At 40.4% G+C, this 15,573-nt stretch carries 15 protein-coding genes and 1 pseudogene; 12 read left to right on the top strand and 4 right to left on the bottom strand.

Annotated features, from left to right (window positions below; all coding sequences use genetic code 11):
- Positions 1 to 45: 45 nt before the first annotated feature.
- From pabB to SMIDD28_RS01150, 6 genes and pseudogenes are all read left to right on the top strand, one after another.
- Positions 46 to 1,767, top strand: coding sequence for an aminodeoxychorismate synthase component I (gene pabB, locus SMIDD28_RS01170; RefSeq protein WP_061424078.1), 1,722 nt, complete (start codon positions 46 to 48; stop codon positions 1,765 to 1,767).
- Positions 1,768 to 2,385 (top strand): alpha/beta fold hydrolase, encoded by a 618-nt coding sequence (locus SMIDD28_RS01165; RefSeq protein ID WP_061424076.1) that lies wholly within the window; start codon positions 1,768 to 1,770, stop codon positions 2,383 to 2,385. It abuts the gene before it with no gap.
- 49 nt (positions 2,386 to 2,434) lie between these two features.
- Positions 2,435 to 3,313, top strand: a pseudogene (locus SMIDD28_RS01160) (Ltp family lipoprotein); the annotation flags it as partial.
- Positions 3,299 to 3,469: an Ltp family lipoprotein gene (locus tag SMIDD28_RS12470; protein WP_225208335.1), complete on the top strand. Its 171-nt coding sequence runs from the start codon at positions 3,299 to 3,301 to the stop codon at positions 3,467 to 3,469. The pseudogene SMIDD28_RS01160 and the gene SMIDD28_RS12470, both read left to right, overlap by 15 nt.
- Before the next feature lie 126 nt (positions 3,470 to 3,595).
- Positions 3,596 to 4,555, top strand: coding sequence for an ROK family glucokinase (locus tag SMIDD28_RS01155; protein ID WP_061424071.1), 960 nt, complete (start codon positions 3,596 to 3,598; stop codon positions 4,553 to 4,555).
- 96 nt (positions 4,556 to 4,651) lie between these two features.
- Positions 4,652 to 5,491, top strand: coding sequence for a thymidylate synthase (locus SMIDD28_RS01150; protein WP_061424069.1), 840 nt, complete (start codon positions 4,652 to 4,654; stop codon positions 5,489 to 5,491).
- 50 nt (positions 5,492 to 5,541) lie between these two features.
- On the opposite strand, the gene SMIDD28_RS01145 is transcribed toward SMIDD28_RS01150, so the two are convergent.
- Positions 5,542 to 5,712, bottom strand: a complete 171-nt coding sequence (locus SMIDD28_RS01145; RefSeq protein WP_001051780.1) for a DUF3042 family protein — start codon at positions 5,710 to 5,712, stop codon at positions 5,542 to 5,544.
- Between the two features lie 120 nt (positions 5,713 to 5,832).
- Between SMIDD28_RS01145 and miaA the strand changes: the two genes are divergently transcribed.
- Genes miaA through SMIDD28_RS01120 form a run of 5 tightly spaced genes read left to right on the top strand, consistent with a single transcriptional unit; the run spans position 5,833 to position 10,284 of the window.
- The gene (miaA, locus tag SMIDD28_RS01140; protein ID WP_061424067.1) at positions 5,833 to 6,717 is read left to right on the top strand and encodes a tRNA (adenosine(37)-N6)-dimethylallyltransferase MiaA; all 885 of its coding nucleotides are present in this window, start codon (positions 5,833 to 5,835) and stop codon (positions 6,715 to 6,717) included.
- Positions 6,710 to 7,948 (top strand): GTPase HflX, encoded by a 1,239-nt coding sequence (gene hflX / locus SMIDD28_RS01135; protein ID WP_061424064.1) that lies wholly within the window; start codon positions 6,710 to 6,712, stop codon positions 7,946 to 7,948. Before miaA ends, hflX begins: the two co-directional genes overlap by 8 nt.
- Complete coding sequence (locus tag SMIDD28_RS01130; RefSeq protein ID WP_061424062.1) at positions 7,941 to 8,564, top strand: hypothetical protein; 624 nt, start codon at positions 7,941 to 7,943, stop codon at positions 8,562 to 8,564. Before hflX ends, SMIDD28_RS01130 begins: the two co-directional genes overlap by 8 nt.
- 14 nt (positions 8,565 to 8,578) lie before the next feature.
- Entirely contained in the window at positions 8,579 to 9,508 is a 930-nt protein-coding gene (gene rnz, locus SMIDD28_RS01125; protein WP_061424060.1) for a ribonuclease Z, read from the top strand.
- Between the two features lie 20 nt (positions 9,509 to 9,528).
- A complete protein-coding gene (locus SMIDD28_RS01120; RefSeq protein ID WP_061424059.1) occupies positions 9,529 to 10,284 on the top strand; it encodes an SDR family NAD(P)-dependent oxidoreductase in 756 nt (251 codons plus the stop codon).
- 37 nt (positions 10,285 to 10,321) lie between these two features.
- Here SMIDD28_RS01120 and SMIDD28_RS01115 read toward each other — a convergent pair whose 3' ends face one another.
- The 3 genes from SMIDD28_RS01115 to SMIDD28_RS01105 all read right to left on the bottom strand — a co-directional run bounded on the left by SMIDD28_RS01115 (position 10,322) and on the right by SMIDD28_RS01105 (position 12,411).
- Positions 10,322 to 11,227: a helix-turn-helix domain-containing protein gene (locus SMIDD28_RS01115; RefSeq protein WP_061424057.1), complete on the bottom strand. Its 906-nt coding sequence runs from the start codon at positions 11,225 to 11,227 to the stop codon at positions 10,322 to 10,324.
- Positions 11,228 to 11,638: 411 nt separating this feature from the next.
- The gene (locus tag SMIDD28_RS01110) at positions 11,639 to 11,851 is read right to left on the bottom strand and encodes a hypothetical protein (protein ID WP_000603807.1); all 213 of its coding nucleotides are present in this window, start codon (positions 11,849 to 11,851) and stop codon (positions 11,639 to 11,641) included.
- The gene (locus SMIDD28_RS01105) at positions 11,848 to 12,411 is read right to left on the bottom strand and encodes a DUF3990 domain-containing protein (RefSeq protein WP_061424055.1); all 564 of its coding nucleotides are present in this window, start codon (positions 12,409 to 12,411) and stop codon (positions 11,848 to 11,850) included. Before SMIDD28_RS01105 ends, SMIDD28_RS01110 begins: the two co-directional genes overlap by 4 nt.
- Before the next feature lie 339 nt (positions 12,412 to 12,750).
- On the opposite strand from SMIDD28_RS01105, the gene SMIDD28_RS12465 reads away from it, so the two are divergent.
- Complete coding sequence (locus SMIDD28_RS12465; RefSeq protein WP_061424053.1) at positions 12,751 to 15,555, top strand: SEC10/PgrA surface exclusion domain-containing protein; 2,805 nt, start codon at positions 12,751 to 12,753, stop codon at positions 15,553 to 15,555.
- Positions 15,556 to 15,573: the final 18 nt, after the last annotated feature.

Below are 15,573 nucleotides of genomic sequence, written 5' to 3'. Positions count from 1 at the left end.
AGATTAAGTTTTTCTTGATTTGCCTTTTTATGCTATACTTGAAATATGCATAGAAAAACAGTGATTGATTTTAGGGCTTTGGGGGAGAGATACATCTTTACCCAGCCGATTAAAGAATTGAAAACGAGAGATGTAGCAGAAGTGGCAGATTTGCTGGCACAAGTGGAAAGCTACCAAGAGCAAGGATATTATGTGGTGGGCTATGTCAGCTACGAGGCTGCACCTGCTTTTGAGGAGAAATTAGCAGTTCACCCTGCACCCTTGTTGGGAGAGTATCTACTATATTTCACAGTTCATGATAGTGTAGAGAAATCTAGTATTCCGTTAACTTATGACGAAGTTGATATGCCGTCAAATTGGCAGGAAGTAACGTCTGCAGCAGACTATGAAAAGGCTATTGCCCAGATACATCATCATTTGCGACAGGGAGATACCTATCAGGTCAACTACACCGTCCAACTCAAGCAAAAGTTAAGTGCCAATCCTTTTGCTATCTACAATCGTATGGTGGTAGAGCAGGAGGCGGGCTACAATGCCTATGTTGAACATGACGAGATGGCAGTGATTTCCATGAGTCCAGAGCTCTTTTTTGAGCAAAATGGCCGAGAATTAACGACTCGTCCAATGAAGGGAACGACTCAGCGTGGGGTAACTGACCAAGAAGATCTTGAACAGGCTGGCTGGTTGGAGCAGGATCCTAAAAATCGGTCTGAAAATATGATGATCGTGGACCTCTTACGCAATGATATGAACCGTATTTCTGAAGTGGGGAGCGAGCACGTGGAGCATCTTTGCCAAGTAGAACAGTATTCAACGGTTTGGCAGATGACTTCGACCATCAAGAGTCAGTTGCGAGAGGATGTGAACCTTGTTGAAATCTTCCGCTCACTCTTTCCTTGCGGATCCATAACGGGAGCACCCAAAATTGCAACTATGGAAATCATTAAGGACTTGGAGCCACAACCGCGTGGAGTCTACTGTGGAACGATTGGTCTCTTGCTTCCAAATGGACGACGGATTTTTAATGTTGCTATCCGAACTATTCAACTGTATCAAGGAAAAGCCATCTATGGAGTTGGCGGAGGCATTACATGGGATAGCACTTGGGAATCTGAATACCGCGAGGTTCATCAAAAGGCAGCTGTTCTCTATCGTAAACAAGCTCGTTTCCAATTAATTTCAACTGGAAAAATCAGCCAAAAACAACTTCTGTTTGAAGAACAGCATCTGGAAAGACTGAGAACAGCTAGTCGATATTTTGCTTTTCCTTTTGATTTAGAAGACTTGAAACAAAAGATAGAGGAAGAGTGTCATGCTTGTGATGATAATCAAGATTACCGCTTGCGTATTTCTCTCAGCAAGTCTGGAGAGATAGAAGTCGATCGCCAAGTATTAACAACCCTCAGTCCAAGTTTTTGTCAGGCCCAACTTTGTCTGCAAGAAGCTAATTTGCAACTAGCATTTACCTATTTCAAAACGACTCACCGACCGCATTTGAACCTAGGGGAGCAAGAGATTATTTATCACAATAAGTCTGGAGAACTTCTTGAAACCTCTATTGGAAATTTGGTTCTGAAAATCGCTGGGAAACTCTACACACCGTCTATCCGACTGGGAATCTTACCAGGAATTTACCGTCAACATTTGCTAGAAACAGGACAGGCAGAAGAGAAAGCTTTGACCTTGGCAGATTTTGCCCAAGCAGAAGCTATTTACGGCTGTAATGCAGTGAGAGGCTTGTATGAACTAAGTCTTGAGGAGAACTAGATGAAACTGATATTTTTACACGGGTTAGGGCAGTCAGCAGAGTCTTGGAAAGAAGTTCGGAAACTACTAACAGATTATCCCTCTGAAGCTTTAGACTTGTTTCCTTCTGGAGTTAGTAGCTATCAAAAAGCTAAGGAGCGAGTTTATCAGCATCTAGCTCAAGAGACAGAACCTTTTATTTTGGTTGGATTGTCCTTAGGTGCGACCCTAGCACTAGAACTTTCCAGTTACGATTTACCAAATCTCCGAGCTTTGGTTCTATCAGGATGTCCACTTAAATTGTCCGGTAATATCCTATTTTATCTTCAGTTGCTGATTTTTAAACTACTTCCCAAAAGGGTATTTGAAAAACAGGGAGCAGACAAGGCTCTTATGGTCGGAGTTTCTGAGAAATTGAAGACACTTGATTTAACGGATATAGCAAGGAATTGCCCCTATCCAACCTTACTAATTTGTGGCAGCAAAGATAAACCGAATCTTAGTTCTATGAGAAGTCTTCATAAACTAATATCAGAATCCCAATTTCAGATTATCCCAGACGGCCCTCATGTCTTGAATAAGGAAAAACCAAAGGAGTTTGTAGAAAATACCAGAAGTTTCCTTGAATTGCTGAAATAAGTTTGATAAAATAATATTGAAATCGATAACATCGTTAGAGGAGAAACAAATGAACAAACGTCTATTTTTAAAAATGAGTCTAGCTACGTTGCCAGTTTTAGCTTTGTTTTCACAACCAGTTTTAGCGGAAGAAAACATCCATTTTTCTAGCTGTAAGGAAGCTTGGGCTAATGGCTATTCAGATCTTCATGAGGGGGATCCTGGTTATTCTGCCAAGTTAGATCGCGACCATGATGGTGTGGCTTGCGAATTGGAGAATGCCCCTAAGGGTGCTTTTAAAGCAAAACAAGAGACTACAACTCAAACTGATACAAGTTCATCAACAACAAGTGGTTGGGTTAAGCAGGACGGTGCTTGGTATTACTTTGATGGAAATGGAAATCCAGTGAAAAATGCTTGGCAGGGAAGCTATTACCTGAAAGCAGACGGGAAAATGGCCCAGAGCGAATGGATTTATGATGATTCTTATCAAGCTTGGTATTACTTGAAATCAGATGGATCTTATGCTTACAGTACATGGCAAGGAAATTACTATTTGAAATCAGATGGTAAGATGGCCAAAGGTGAATGGGTTTATGATGCTACTTACCAAGCTTGGTATTACTTGAAATCAGATGGATCTTATGCTTATAGTGCATGGCAAGGGAATTACTATTTGAAATCAGATGGTAAAATGGCTGCCAATGAATGGGTTGATGGTGGACGTTATTATGTTGGTGCTGACGGAGTTTGGAAGGAGGGGCAAGCGAGTACAAGTTCTTCTTCTAGTGATGATAGCAATAGTGAATATTCTGCTGCTTTAGGAAAGGCAAAAAGTTATAATTCATGGGCTACGATGTCTAAAAAACGCTTATATAAACAGTTGACTTCTCAATATGGGGAAAAATTTACAAGTGATGCTGCGCAATATGCAATTGATCATCTGGATGCAGATTATAAGTCAAATGCTTTAGCTAAGGCCAAGAGTTATCAAAAATTACTTAATAAATCGAAATCAGCAATTTATGATCAGCTTGTCTCACCGTATGGTGAAGAATTTACTGAAGAAGAAGCTCAATATGCAATTGATCATTTAGATGATTAACAGATACTGGCAGGCGAAAAAATTCCTTATAAGTCATTTACGCAAACCTTTGCATAAATGACTGAATTTTGTTATACTATATCTGTAAGCATTTTCAATTAATTCATAATGAAAAAGGAGAATATGATGAGTCAAAAGATTATTGGGATTGACCTTGGTGGAACTTCTATCAAATTTGCAATCTTGACAACAGCAGGAGAAATCCAAGAAAAATGGTCTATCAAGACCAACATTTTGGATGAGGGAAGTCATATCGTAGATGATATGATTGAGTCTATTCAACACCGTTTGGACTTGCTTGGATTGGTAGCAGAGGACTTCCAAGGTATTGGAATGGGATCACCAGGTGTGGTTGATCGTGAAAAAGGGACTGTTATTGGTGCCTACAACTTGAACTGGAAAACCCTTCAACCAATCAAAGAAAAAATTGAAAAAGCCTTGGGCATTCCATTTTTCATCGATAATGATGCCAACGTAGCAGCTCTTGGTGAGCGCTGGCTGGGTGCTGGTGATAACCAACCAGATGTTGTCTTTATGACACTAGGTACTGGTGTTGGTGGTGGTATTGTCGCTGAAGGCAAATTGCTTCATGGTGTTGCTGGTGCAGCAGGTGAGCTTGGCCACATCACTGTTGACTTTGACCAACCAATCGCATGTACTTGCGGTAAGAAAGGTTGCCTTGAGACAGTTGCTTCAGCAACAGGGATTGTCAACTTAACTCGTCGCTATGCCGATGAATACGAAGGTGATGCAGCCTTGAAACGCTTGATTGATAACGGAGAAGAAGTAACTGCTAAGACAGTCTTTGACCTCGCAAAAGAAGGCGATGAACTTGCTTTGATCGTTTACCGTAACTTCTCACGTTACTTGGGAATCGCTTGTGCCAATATCGGTTCAATCCTCAACCCATCAACAATCGTCATCGGTGGTGGTGTATCAGCTGCGGGAGAATTCCTTCTACAAGGTGTTCAAAAAGTTTACGATGAAAATAGTTTCCCACAAGTACGCACATCTACTAAATTAGCTCTTGCAACTCTAGGAAATGACGCTGGAGTTATCGGAGCAGCATCACTTGTTTTACAATAAGATAGAAAAAGGGGAAAATGCTAACCTAGAGTTAGTAATGTTCCTCTTTTCTTTTTTATGTTATACTAGTTATGACAGTAAATGAGGTGAGAGTAAATGACAAAAGCAGATACGATTTTTAAAGAAAATATTGAACGAATCCTCAAAGACGGTGTCTTTTCAGAGCAAGCACGTCCCAAGTACAAGGATGGGACAGTTGCTAACTCCAAGTACGTAACAGGTGCCTTTGCTGAGTATGATTTGGCTAAGGGGGAATTCCCCATCACGACTTTGCGCCCCATTGCCATCAAATCAGCTATCAAAGAAGTACTCTGGATTTATCAAGACCAGTCCAATAGCCTAGAGGTACTTAATGATAAGTACAATGTTCACTACTGGAATGACTGGGAAGTGGGAGATACAGGGACCATTGGGGAACGTTATGGTGCCGTTGTTAAGAAACACGATATCATCAATAAGCTTCTCAAGCAGTTGGCAGCCAACCCTTGGAACCGCCGCAATATCATTTCGCTCTGGGATTACCAAGCTTTCGAAGAAACAGAAGGGCTGCTCCCATGCGCCTTTCAGACCATGTTTGATGTCCGTCGCGTTGATGGGGAAATCTATCTGGATGCAACCTTGACCCAGCGTTCTAATGATATGCTGGTTGCCCACCACATCAATGCTATGCAGTATGTGGCCTTGCAGATGATGATCGCCAAACATTTTGGTTGGAAGGTTGGAAAGTTCTTCTACTTTATCAACAACCTCCATATCTATGATAATCAATTTGAACAAGCTCAGGAATTGCTTCGTCGTGAGCCGTCAAATTGCCAACCACATTTGGTCTTGAATGTACCAGACAAGACCAATTTCTTTGATATTAAAGCAGAGGACTTTGAGTTGGTGGATTATGACCCTGTCAAGCCACAGTTGAAGTTTGACCTAGCTATTTAAAAGAATAGAAAAAAGAAGTTGAGAAATAAATCCCAACTTCTTTTGTTTTTTTAACGTGATACGCGGCGGCGAGCTGCTTTTTTACGGTTTTCTTCGATGAAAGCTGCTTTTTGCTCTTCTGGCTCGATCACTTTCTTTTTAAATGCGTATACTGCACCTGCGACTGCAGCGACAGTTCCTGCGACACCTGTTACAAGACCTTTAGCGAATCCTTTAGCCATGAGTCTTCCTCCTTTATCTTCTTAATCAGCCAGCCTCTTCAAGAGGTCACATTTTTCTGACTGACCTTTTTGTGTTATAATAATAGTAACGAAAAAATGGGAATTTTTCAAGGAAAAAAGATGAAAACAAAAATAATTGTGATTGTTGGACCGACTGCTGTTGGAAAAACAGCTCTTGCTATTGAAGTGGCCAAGCGTTTTAATGGCGAAGTGGTTAGTGGTGATAGTCAGCAAGTCTATCGAGGACTTGATATTGGGACGGCTAAGGCTAGTTCAGAAGAGCAGGCAACTGTTCCCCATCATTTAATCGATGTTAGAGAGGTAACCGAGTCTTACTCGGCTTTTGATTTTGTTTCAGAAGCTAAGATGGCTATTGAGGACATTCACAGCCGTGGCAAGCTAGCTATTATCGCTGGTGGGACTGGACTTTATATCCAGAGCTTGCTAGAAGGTTACCACTTGGGTGGGGAGACTCCCCATGAGGAGATTTTGGCCTATCGGGCTAGTTTGGATCCTTATACAGATGAGGAATTAGCTCATTTGGTGGAGCAAGCAGGTCTTGAGATTCCCCAGTTTAATCGTCGTCGTGCTATGCGTGCCTTGGAAATTGCCCATTTTGGTCAGGATTTGGAAAATCAAGAGAGCTTGTATGAACCATTGATTATCTGCTTGGATGATGAACGTAGTCAACTTTATGAGCGTATCAATCATCGAGTGGATTTGATGTTTGAGGCTGGGATTTTAGATGAGGCCAAGTGGCTTTTTGACCATTACCCTGATGTTCAGGCTGCTAAAGGCATTGGCTACAAGGAACTCTTTCCTTATTTCCGTGGAGAGCAAACTCTTGAGGAAGCTAGTGAGAGTCTCAAACAGGCGACTCGTCGTTTTGCCAAGCGTCAGCTGACCTGGTTCCGTAATCGCATGCAGGTCACCTTTTATCAGATTGGAGAAACTGGTGTGCAAGACCGCATTTTAAGCCAGATAGAGGAGTTTTTAGATGATTGAAACGGAGAAAAAAGAGGAGCGAGTCCTGCTGATTGGTGTGGAATTGCAGGGTATGGACAATTTTGACCTCTCCATGGAAGAATTGGCCAGTTTAGCGAAAACGGCAGGGGCAGTCGTTGTAGATAACTACAGACAAAAACGTGAAAAATATGATTCCAAGACCTTCGTCGGCTCTGGTAAGTTGGAAGAGATTGCGCTTATGGTGGATGCAGAAGAAATCACCACTGTCATTGTCAACAACCGTCTGACGCCAAGGCAGAATGTCAATTTAGAGGAAGTTCTGGGTGTCAAGGTTATTGACCGTATGCAGTTGATTTTGGATATCTTTGCCATGAGAGCTCGAAGTCACGAAGGCAAGCTCCAAGTTCATCTTGCCCAGCTTAAATACCTCTTGTCTCGCTTGGTTGGTCAGGGGATTATGCTCAGCCGTCAGGCAGGGGGAATTGGTTCCCGTGGACCTGGTGAAAGCCAGCTGGAGCTGAACCGTCGTAGCGTTCGCAATCAAATCACGGATATCGAGCGCCAGCTCAAGGTGGTTGAGAAAAATCGGGCGACTGTCAGAGAAAAACGTCTGGAGTCCAGCACCTTTAAGATTGGTTTGATTGGTTATACCAATGCTGGGAAGTCAACTATCATGAACACCTTGACTAGCAAGACCCAGTACGAGGCAGACGAGCTCTTTGCGACTCTGGATGCGACAACTAAGAGTATCCATCTAGGAGGTAATCTACAGGTGACTTTAACTGATACCGTGGGCTTTATCCAAGATTTGCCGACAGAGTTGGTGTCCAGCTTCAAGTCAACCTTGGAAGAAAGCAAGCATGTGGACCTTCTTGTTCATGTTATCGATGCCAGCAATCCTTACCATGAGGAACATGAAAAAACAGTTCTTTCCATCATGAAAGACTTGGACATGGAGGATATTCCTCGCCTGACTCTGTATAATAAAGCGGATTTGGTGGAGGATTTTACGCCGACCCAAACGCCCTATGCCCTCATTTCTGCCAAGTCTGAGGATAGTCGTGAGAATTTGCAGGCTTTGTTTTTAGAGAAAATCAAGGATATTTTTGAGACCTTTACCCTGCGCGTGCCTTTTTCCAAGTCCTACAAGATTCATGATTTAGAAAGTGTTGCGATTTTGGAAGAACGTGATTATCAGGAAGACGGCGAAGTCATTACAGGCTACATTTCCGAGAAAAACAAATGGAGGTTAGAAGAATTTTATGACTGATATTAAAGCGTTGGCTCTAAAATATGGGGGCTATACAAGTCTGGATAAGGTCTATCTGGATCAACTTCTAGCTGGTAAAACAGAGCAAGAGCAGTTGGCACTGATCACTCCTCCGCCGAGTGTAGTCAATGCCTACTTTGCAGAACTCTACCAGAAAAAGAGTCCTGAAGCAGCGACGGATTATTTTGCAGAACTCAGTCAGGAACTGAATCTCTACAATGTTGAGCCAAGTTTCACCCTAGAAAATAAGCCTTTTATTCGACTTAATCTGTCTGGTAAATCCTTTGGTTTTTGTTATGAGAGTGAGGGTCTGGGTCGGATTTTCTCTGAAAATGAAGAGGTAATCTCAGATGATTTGCTCTTTGAAATTGCGCAAATTTTCCCCCATCAATTAGTCTTTGAAGAGTCTGGCAAGATTTACATGAAGGCTGTCGGAGATGAGGAAGTTGTGAGCGTGGAAAATCTCACAGCTTTGACTGTTCTGGAAAGCTTGGCTGATGGTCGCAAGCGTCTTAAAGGCTATAGCCAAGAGGATTTATTGCAAGAAGCTGTTGCTTTTTCTGGCAAGCGCTATTTCCGATCGGAAAACCGCACAGCCATGTTATATATTGATTAATTAGAAAGTATCGAATGGATATTCAATTTTTAGGAACGGGGGCTGGTCAGCCCTCTAAAGCCCGCAACGTTTCAAGTCTTGCTCTGAAACTCTTGGATGAGATTAACGAAGTTTGGCTCTTTGACTGTGGAGAAGGTACGCAAAATCGCATTCTTGAGACCACAATTCGACCACGTAAGGTCAGCAAAATCTTTATCACCCACCTACATGGAGACCACATTTTTGGCTTGCCAGGTTTCCTTTCTAGCCGTGCCTTTCAGGCCAATGAAGAGCAGACAGATTTGGAAATCTATGGACCTCAAGGAATCAAGTCATTTGTCTTAACCAGCCTTCGTGTGTCAGGTTCGCGCCTGCCTTACCGCATTCATTTTCATGAGTTTGACCAAGATTCTTTAGGAAAAATCCTTGAGACCGATAAATTCACTGTGTATGCAGAGGAGCTGGATCATACTATTTTCTGCGTTGGCTATCGTGTCATGCAAAAGGACCTAGAAGGAACGCTGGATGCTGAAAAACTCAAGGCGGCAGGTGTCCCATTTGGCCCACTTTTTGGAAAAATCAAAAACGGTCAGGATGTTGTCCTAGAAGACGGAACTGAAATCAAGGCTGCTGACTATATCTCAGCCCCACGTCCAGGTAAAATTATCACTATTCTTGGTGATACCCGTAAAACTAGTGCCAGTGTGCGTCTGGCTGTCAATGCCGATGTCCTTGTCCATGAGTCTACTTATGGTAAGGGCGATGAAAAGATTGCCCACAATCATGGTCACTCTACTAACATGCAAGCTGCACAAGTAGCGGTAGAAGCAGGAGCCAAACGACTATTGCTTAACCATATCAGTGCCCGATTCCTTTCAAAAGATATTAGCAAGCTCAAGAAAGACGCTGCTAGCATTTTTGAAAATGTTCATGTGGTCAAAGACTTGGAAGAAGTGGAAATCTAAAAGATTGAGAAAGGAACAGTATGCCTACTATTCTCATTACAGGAGCTAGCGGTGGTCTAGCCCAAGAAATGGTCAAACTCCTGCCCAATGACCAACTCATCTTGCTTGGTAGAAATAAGGAAAAATTAGCTCAACTCTACGGGAAGCACCCCCATGCAGAATGGATTGAAATCGATATTACCGATGATTCAGCCTTAGAAACTCTGGTAGCAGACCTCTATCTCCGCTATGGCAAGATTGATGTTTTGATAAACAACGCTGGTTACGGGATTTTTGAGGAATTTGACCAGATTTCCGACCAAGATATTCATCAGATGTTTGAGGTCAATACCTTTGCCCTAATGAATCTATCTCGTCGCCTTGCGGCTCGAATGAAGGAAAGTCGAAAAGGCCATATCATCAATATTGTTAGCATGGCAGGTTTGATCGCTACTGGCAAGTCTAGTCTCTACTCTGCGACCAAGTTTGCGGCTATTGGTTTTTCAAATGCTCTGCGTCTCGAACTCATGTCTCATGGTGTTTACGTAACGACAGTCAATCCAGGGCCAATCCGTACAGGATTTTTTGACCAAGCGGACCCAGATGGCACCTATCTCAAGTCGGTTGATCGCTTCCTGCTGGAACCAGATGCAGTGGCTAAAAAGATTGTCAAGATTATGGGGAAAAACAAACGAGAACTCAATCTCCCAGTTTTGTTGAACCTAGCCCATAAGTTTTATACCCTCTTTCCCAAGCTAGCTGATAAGTTGGCAGGGGAAACTTTTAATTATAAATAAAAAAGTTGTTCCTAAAATGGAGCAACTTTTTTGACGATTAGAATAAATCAATACCAGTCTTATTTAATGCATGGCAATGATAGGTGAAGGCGTTGATAAAATTAGAGTAGTACTGCTGATCAATAAATTTTGCGCTTTGAAGATAATTAAATAGATTTTTGGCTAGGGGAATAGCCTCAGGTTTATTCCATCTAAATTGATTGTAAACATGTTCAACTTCTAGGAACATGAGTGGAATAGCTAGATAGCCTCGTTCGAAGGTCTGAAGTGATTTAATTTTTTTAATAATCTCATCAGCCTTTTGATAGTATCCCAGCTCTGAGAAGTATTTTGCGGAGAAAGTGAGAGCATTTAAAATACGGATGTAGGTGTCAGTATTGGCACTTTCTTTGTACATGAGTAGTAATTGTTTGGCCATATGGTCAATGAGTTCCATCGGACAATGATTGACAATGACGCGATAAATTTCAAGTTCGATACTATTAAAGACATCCGATTTCATTAAATGATTGATAATGTTTTGAATTCTGGCAACAGTTTCTGGACTCTTTGATATGGTTGGATAATGTCTTAATTTAATAGATTTAAAAATCATTTCTGCTTGAAGTGGATTGTCTTTTAGGTAGACATCAAATAATTTTTCGTATTCTTCAATATAAGTGAGGATATCTTCTTCATGGACCACATGCTTGCCAAATTCAATAGCAGGTAATTCTAAACAATCTCCACCTTTATTTGCATAGGCGAGAACAAAATCATTCCATTCAACTCCGATAACAATTAACAGTTTGGCAAAGTTTTCAAGTGAAATTCCTTTGTCTCCTTTTTCAAATTGACTAAGGAACTGTGGTGATACGATATCTGAGGTGGCTTCCTTGAGAGTTAATCCTCGTGCTTCGCGTAGGTACTTAAATGTAGTTCCAAATGGATATAGGTTTTCCATAAATAGTCTCCTTATATACTTCTAAGACTATTATACAAAAATTTAGAGAAAAAAATGGAGAAAGAAAACTATAGTTACAAAATATTAGAATTCTATGCTATTTTTTATTTTTGTGAACAAGATTGAAACTATAGTTTATACTCAATGAAAATCAAAGAGCAAACTAGGAAGCTAGCCGCAAGCTGTACTTGAGTACGGTAAGGCGACGCTGACGTGGTTTGAATTTGATTTTCGAAGAGTATTAGTTTGCAAAAAAATAGATAGGTAGGTAGAGTCTAATAAGCTGTATAAACACAAAAAGGAATAAATTCCTTATAGTAGAGTTAACACCTCTCACTATGAGAAATTTATTCCTAATGTGGTCATGAATAGTTTTTGAGAATATTTGATGAACCAAACTCAAATGACTTATTAATGCACTGAGTAACGGTGGGCAATATCTACGATATTATCAGCTATAAGGTCTGCGGTTAAATGAGAACCTCCATTATCTAACTCTTCAAACCAGTTTTCCAATACGACATTTGTAACAGGAGAAACAGTATCAGGAGCAATATGATAATTATTCCTTAAAAACTGTTCTACTTCAGCTCTGAGAGTTTGTTTTTCATTTGACAAAATCATATCGTTTCCTCCTTAACTAGGGTTAGTTTATCTGCAATTTGTTGACTACATATACACAATTGAGTATCATCCTGATATTTTCCCAAAAGAATTTTAGCAGTTTGTTCTAAGGTATTCAACCCTTGGAAATAATTATCTAAAGTTTCTTTCAATCGTGTAACTTGACCATCAAGAACTGGACCAAATACTGCTGAAAAATGATGAATATTAATTCCAGACTTAGCATCTAACTCCAATCTATTTTTATAAACAAACTGAAAGTATTCTTTGTCAATTTCAAAAATTTTAGTTTCAGAATTATCAAGTTCTTGAAATTGATAACTTAGAACAACCGATTTTACATTCGGATTAAAAGGAATTTCATCTTTTGTTTTCCGCTGAGCCCATTTAATTGCTTGGCCAAGCTTAGATGTCACATAAAATCCGATACCAAAATCACAGTTACGTTTACTATGATAGACATCTATTCCATCTTTCAAAGAAGCAACTTGAGTAGATGTTGTTCCGTGATACCAAATTTTTGTACTGCTAAACTCCTTATTAAAGTTGAACTCTTCCATAAAATAATTATAGCATTTTTCTAGGATTTACGCACCTACTACCTGTTTCAATTCTAGTTTAGATAAGCCAACTACTTTAAAATTCTTCTAAGACTATTATACAAAATTTTAAAGAAAATACTTGGAAAAGTAAACTATAGTTACAAAACATTAGAATTCTATGCTAATTTTTTATTTTAAAAATTATATTGAAACTATAGTTTAAATGACGAAAAAAATAAATATCTATTATGGTATGATAAGGGAAAGAATAGCCAATAAAGCCGGCTTGTTATACTAGTATAACAAGGATTGACTTATCACTCAATCCTATTCTATCAGCCATCAAAGGAGAAAATGATGAAGAAACTGAAAACCCTCACAACCTCAACAGCTATTGCGCTTGCGTCTGTTGGTGGAACTGCATTTGCTCAGGAAGCAACTACTACAACAGCAGTTGATGCAACTGCTGTAAACGAACCAGCTCTTGTTTCTAAACCTGTAGCTGATACAAAACCAGAAGTGAAGAAATCTTCTGATGTCAAACCTGCTCTTGATGCTCAAGCGTCTACTGTTAAGCAAGTTGAAGCTGAAAGCCAAACAGCAAAAGCTGAAGCTACTTCTGCTAACCAAGCTGTTACAACTACTGAAACTGCTTTAACAAGCGCTAAAGAGGACTTGAAGTCAGCGGAAGCTGTTAAAGCCAATGCTACAGAAGAAAATATCACAGCTACAAAAGCTAAACAAGACGCCAACGTAAAAGCTCAAGAAGCCAATCAAAAAGCAACTGAAGCGTCTACTGAAGCGATTAAAGCGCAAACTGAGACTGTAGCAACTGAAACAGCTAACGTTGCAAGCGCAACAAGTAAGAAAGCTGAAGCTGATAAAACAGTAACCGCTAAAGAAGCTAATGTAAAATCAGCTGAAGACGCACTAAATGGTTCAGGACTTGGCGAAGCTAAAGCCTCATTTGCCCAAGCTGAAAAAGATATTGAACAAGCAAATGCGAATATCTCAAGCGCAACAACAGCTGTCGAAACCGCTAAGAAAGCAGATAGCAACCGCGCAGATGCCATCAAACAAGCTGAAAACAATGTGAATGTCAAAAATGATGCATTGAAATTAGCTAAAGAAATGATGGACGCCGACCAAAATAAAGTGGATTCTATCCAAACAAAAGCAGATGCTACAGCGTCTAAAGAAAAAGAAGCTCAAACTGCATTGGATGCACAAAAAGCTCGCTCTGGTGAAGCAGTCATCAAAATGGGAAATCCAGTTCACCATTTGACAGATGAAGAAAAAGCTTACTATGGTCTTGATAAAAACGATATTACATTTAAAGATGCTTCAAGCTATTATATCCGTAATCGTTATAAAAATAAAGGTAAAGCTGATGAACTAATGTTGACAATGGGAGCAAAAATGCATAACGCTCTCACAGTTGACTTCAATAAAAACGATGCCAACCGTAAAGTCGATATTGACCATTTAACAGATGCTGAAATTGCTGAAGTTAGTGATTTCTATGCTAAATTAGTAAATGCTTTACAAGAAAACATGAATTATCCAACAACATATAGAGCTTATGCTGCACAAGATACTCTTGAGCATAGTAAACAAAAAGCTAAAGCATATGAAGCTCGTGGAACTGACCCTGCTGTTGCTGGTCACATTAAAGATAATGTTGGTAATGAAAATATGGCATTCATCTATGCTAGTGACGATATTTCCACAATGCAAGATTTGAAAAATGCAGCATTGCGTGCTTTCAAGAGCTATTCATTCTTAGATGATGAATCAAATTGGGGACACGCTGCTAACAACCTAAACGGTGGTGGTGTTGCCATGACAGTCGCTAACATCAATGGTAAACGTTGGTTCGTTAACTCATTTGGTAGCGATGGTCAACACAAAATCAATCTCAACCAAGACCTTGCCCAACTCGAAGCAAAACTAGCTGAAGCACAAAAACAAAACAGCCAAGCTCAAACTGCTCTTGCAAACGCTAAAGCAGAATTGGCAGAAGCTTCACGCAAATATGCTTCTGCACTTGAAGCTAAAACAGAAGCTGAAAAAGAATTGGCAAGCAAATCAGCAACACCACTTCAAACAGAAGTTGCTGAAAAGAACTTGCAATTAGCAAATCTTGCTTTGACAAATGCTCAAACTCGTAAAGCAAACGCTGAAAAAGCTGTTGAAAACTTCTCAAGAAGCCAAGCAGAAAAACAAACTGCTCTTGAAACAGCTAAAGCTGAACTAGCTACAGCTAAAACTGCTCAAAAAGATGCTGAAACTGCTCTTACAAGTGCGCAAGCAAAATTGCAAGCAGAAGAAAACAAGTTGACTGCACTTCAAGCTGAACAAGCAAAACTACATGAAGAAAAAGACAAATTGGTTTCAGATGCGAAAGCAATTGCGACAGAATTGAGTGCTTATCTAAACGCAGATAAGAATCTTGCAGATGCGCAAGCAAAAGTAGCTGATTTAGAAACAAAACTAACTCAAGCAAAATCTACTGCAAAATTGGCACAAGATAAATTGGACGCCGTTACAGCTAAATTGCAAGCTGAACAAGCTAAATTAGCTGAAATCCAAGAAGAGTTTGATAAGTTAGTCAAGGCTGAAAGAAAGGACTACTACAATTTATCAGATTGGTATCTGGAGTATCTTGCAGGGAAACAAGCGGATAAGAAAGCAGATACAGAAATCAAGAAAGTAGAGGTTTCAAAAACTTCACAAGCTGGTAACTGGATTGAGTCAGCTGGTCGCTGGTGGTACAAACATGCTGACGGTTCATATACAACCAACGGCTGGGAACAAATCAAGGGTACTTGGTATTACTTTGACCACGCAGGTTGGATGCAAACTGGATGGGTCAAGACTGGTGGCACATGGTATTACTTGAACAACTCAGGCTCAATGGCTACAGGCTGGGTAAAAGACAACGGTACATGGTACTATTTGAACAACTCAGGTTCACTGGCTACAGGCTGGGTTAAAGAAAATGGCTCATGGTATTATCTTGACCAGTCAGGTGCTATGACAACAGGCTGGTTTACAGTTTCTGGTAAATGGTACTATGCCTACAGTTCAGGAGCTCTAGCAGTTAACACCACTACACCAGATGGCTATATGGTCAATGCCAACGGTGAGTGGATAGGATAAGGAAAAAAGAAAAGGAAA

This window comes from Streptococcus mitis (assembly GCF_001579045.1).
GTDB lineage: Bacteria > Bacillota > Bacilli > Lactobacillales > Streptococcaceae > Streptococcus > Streptococcus mitis_D.
Note: the sequence above shows the minus strand (reverse complement) of the source record. Positions and strands in the feature narration are given on the sequence as shown.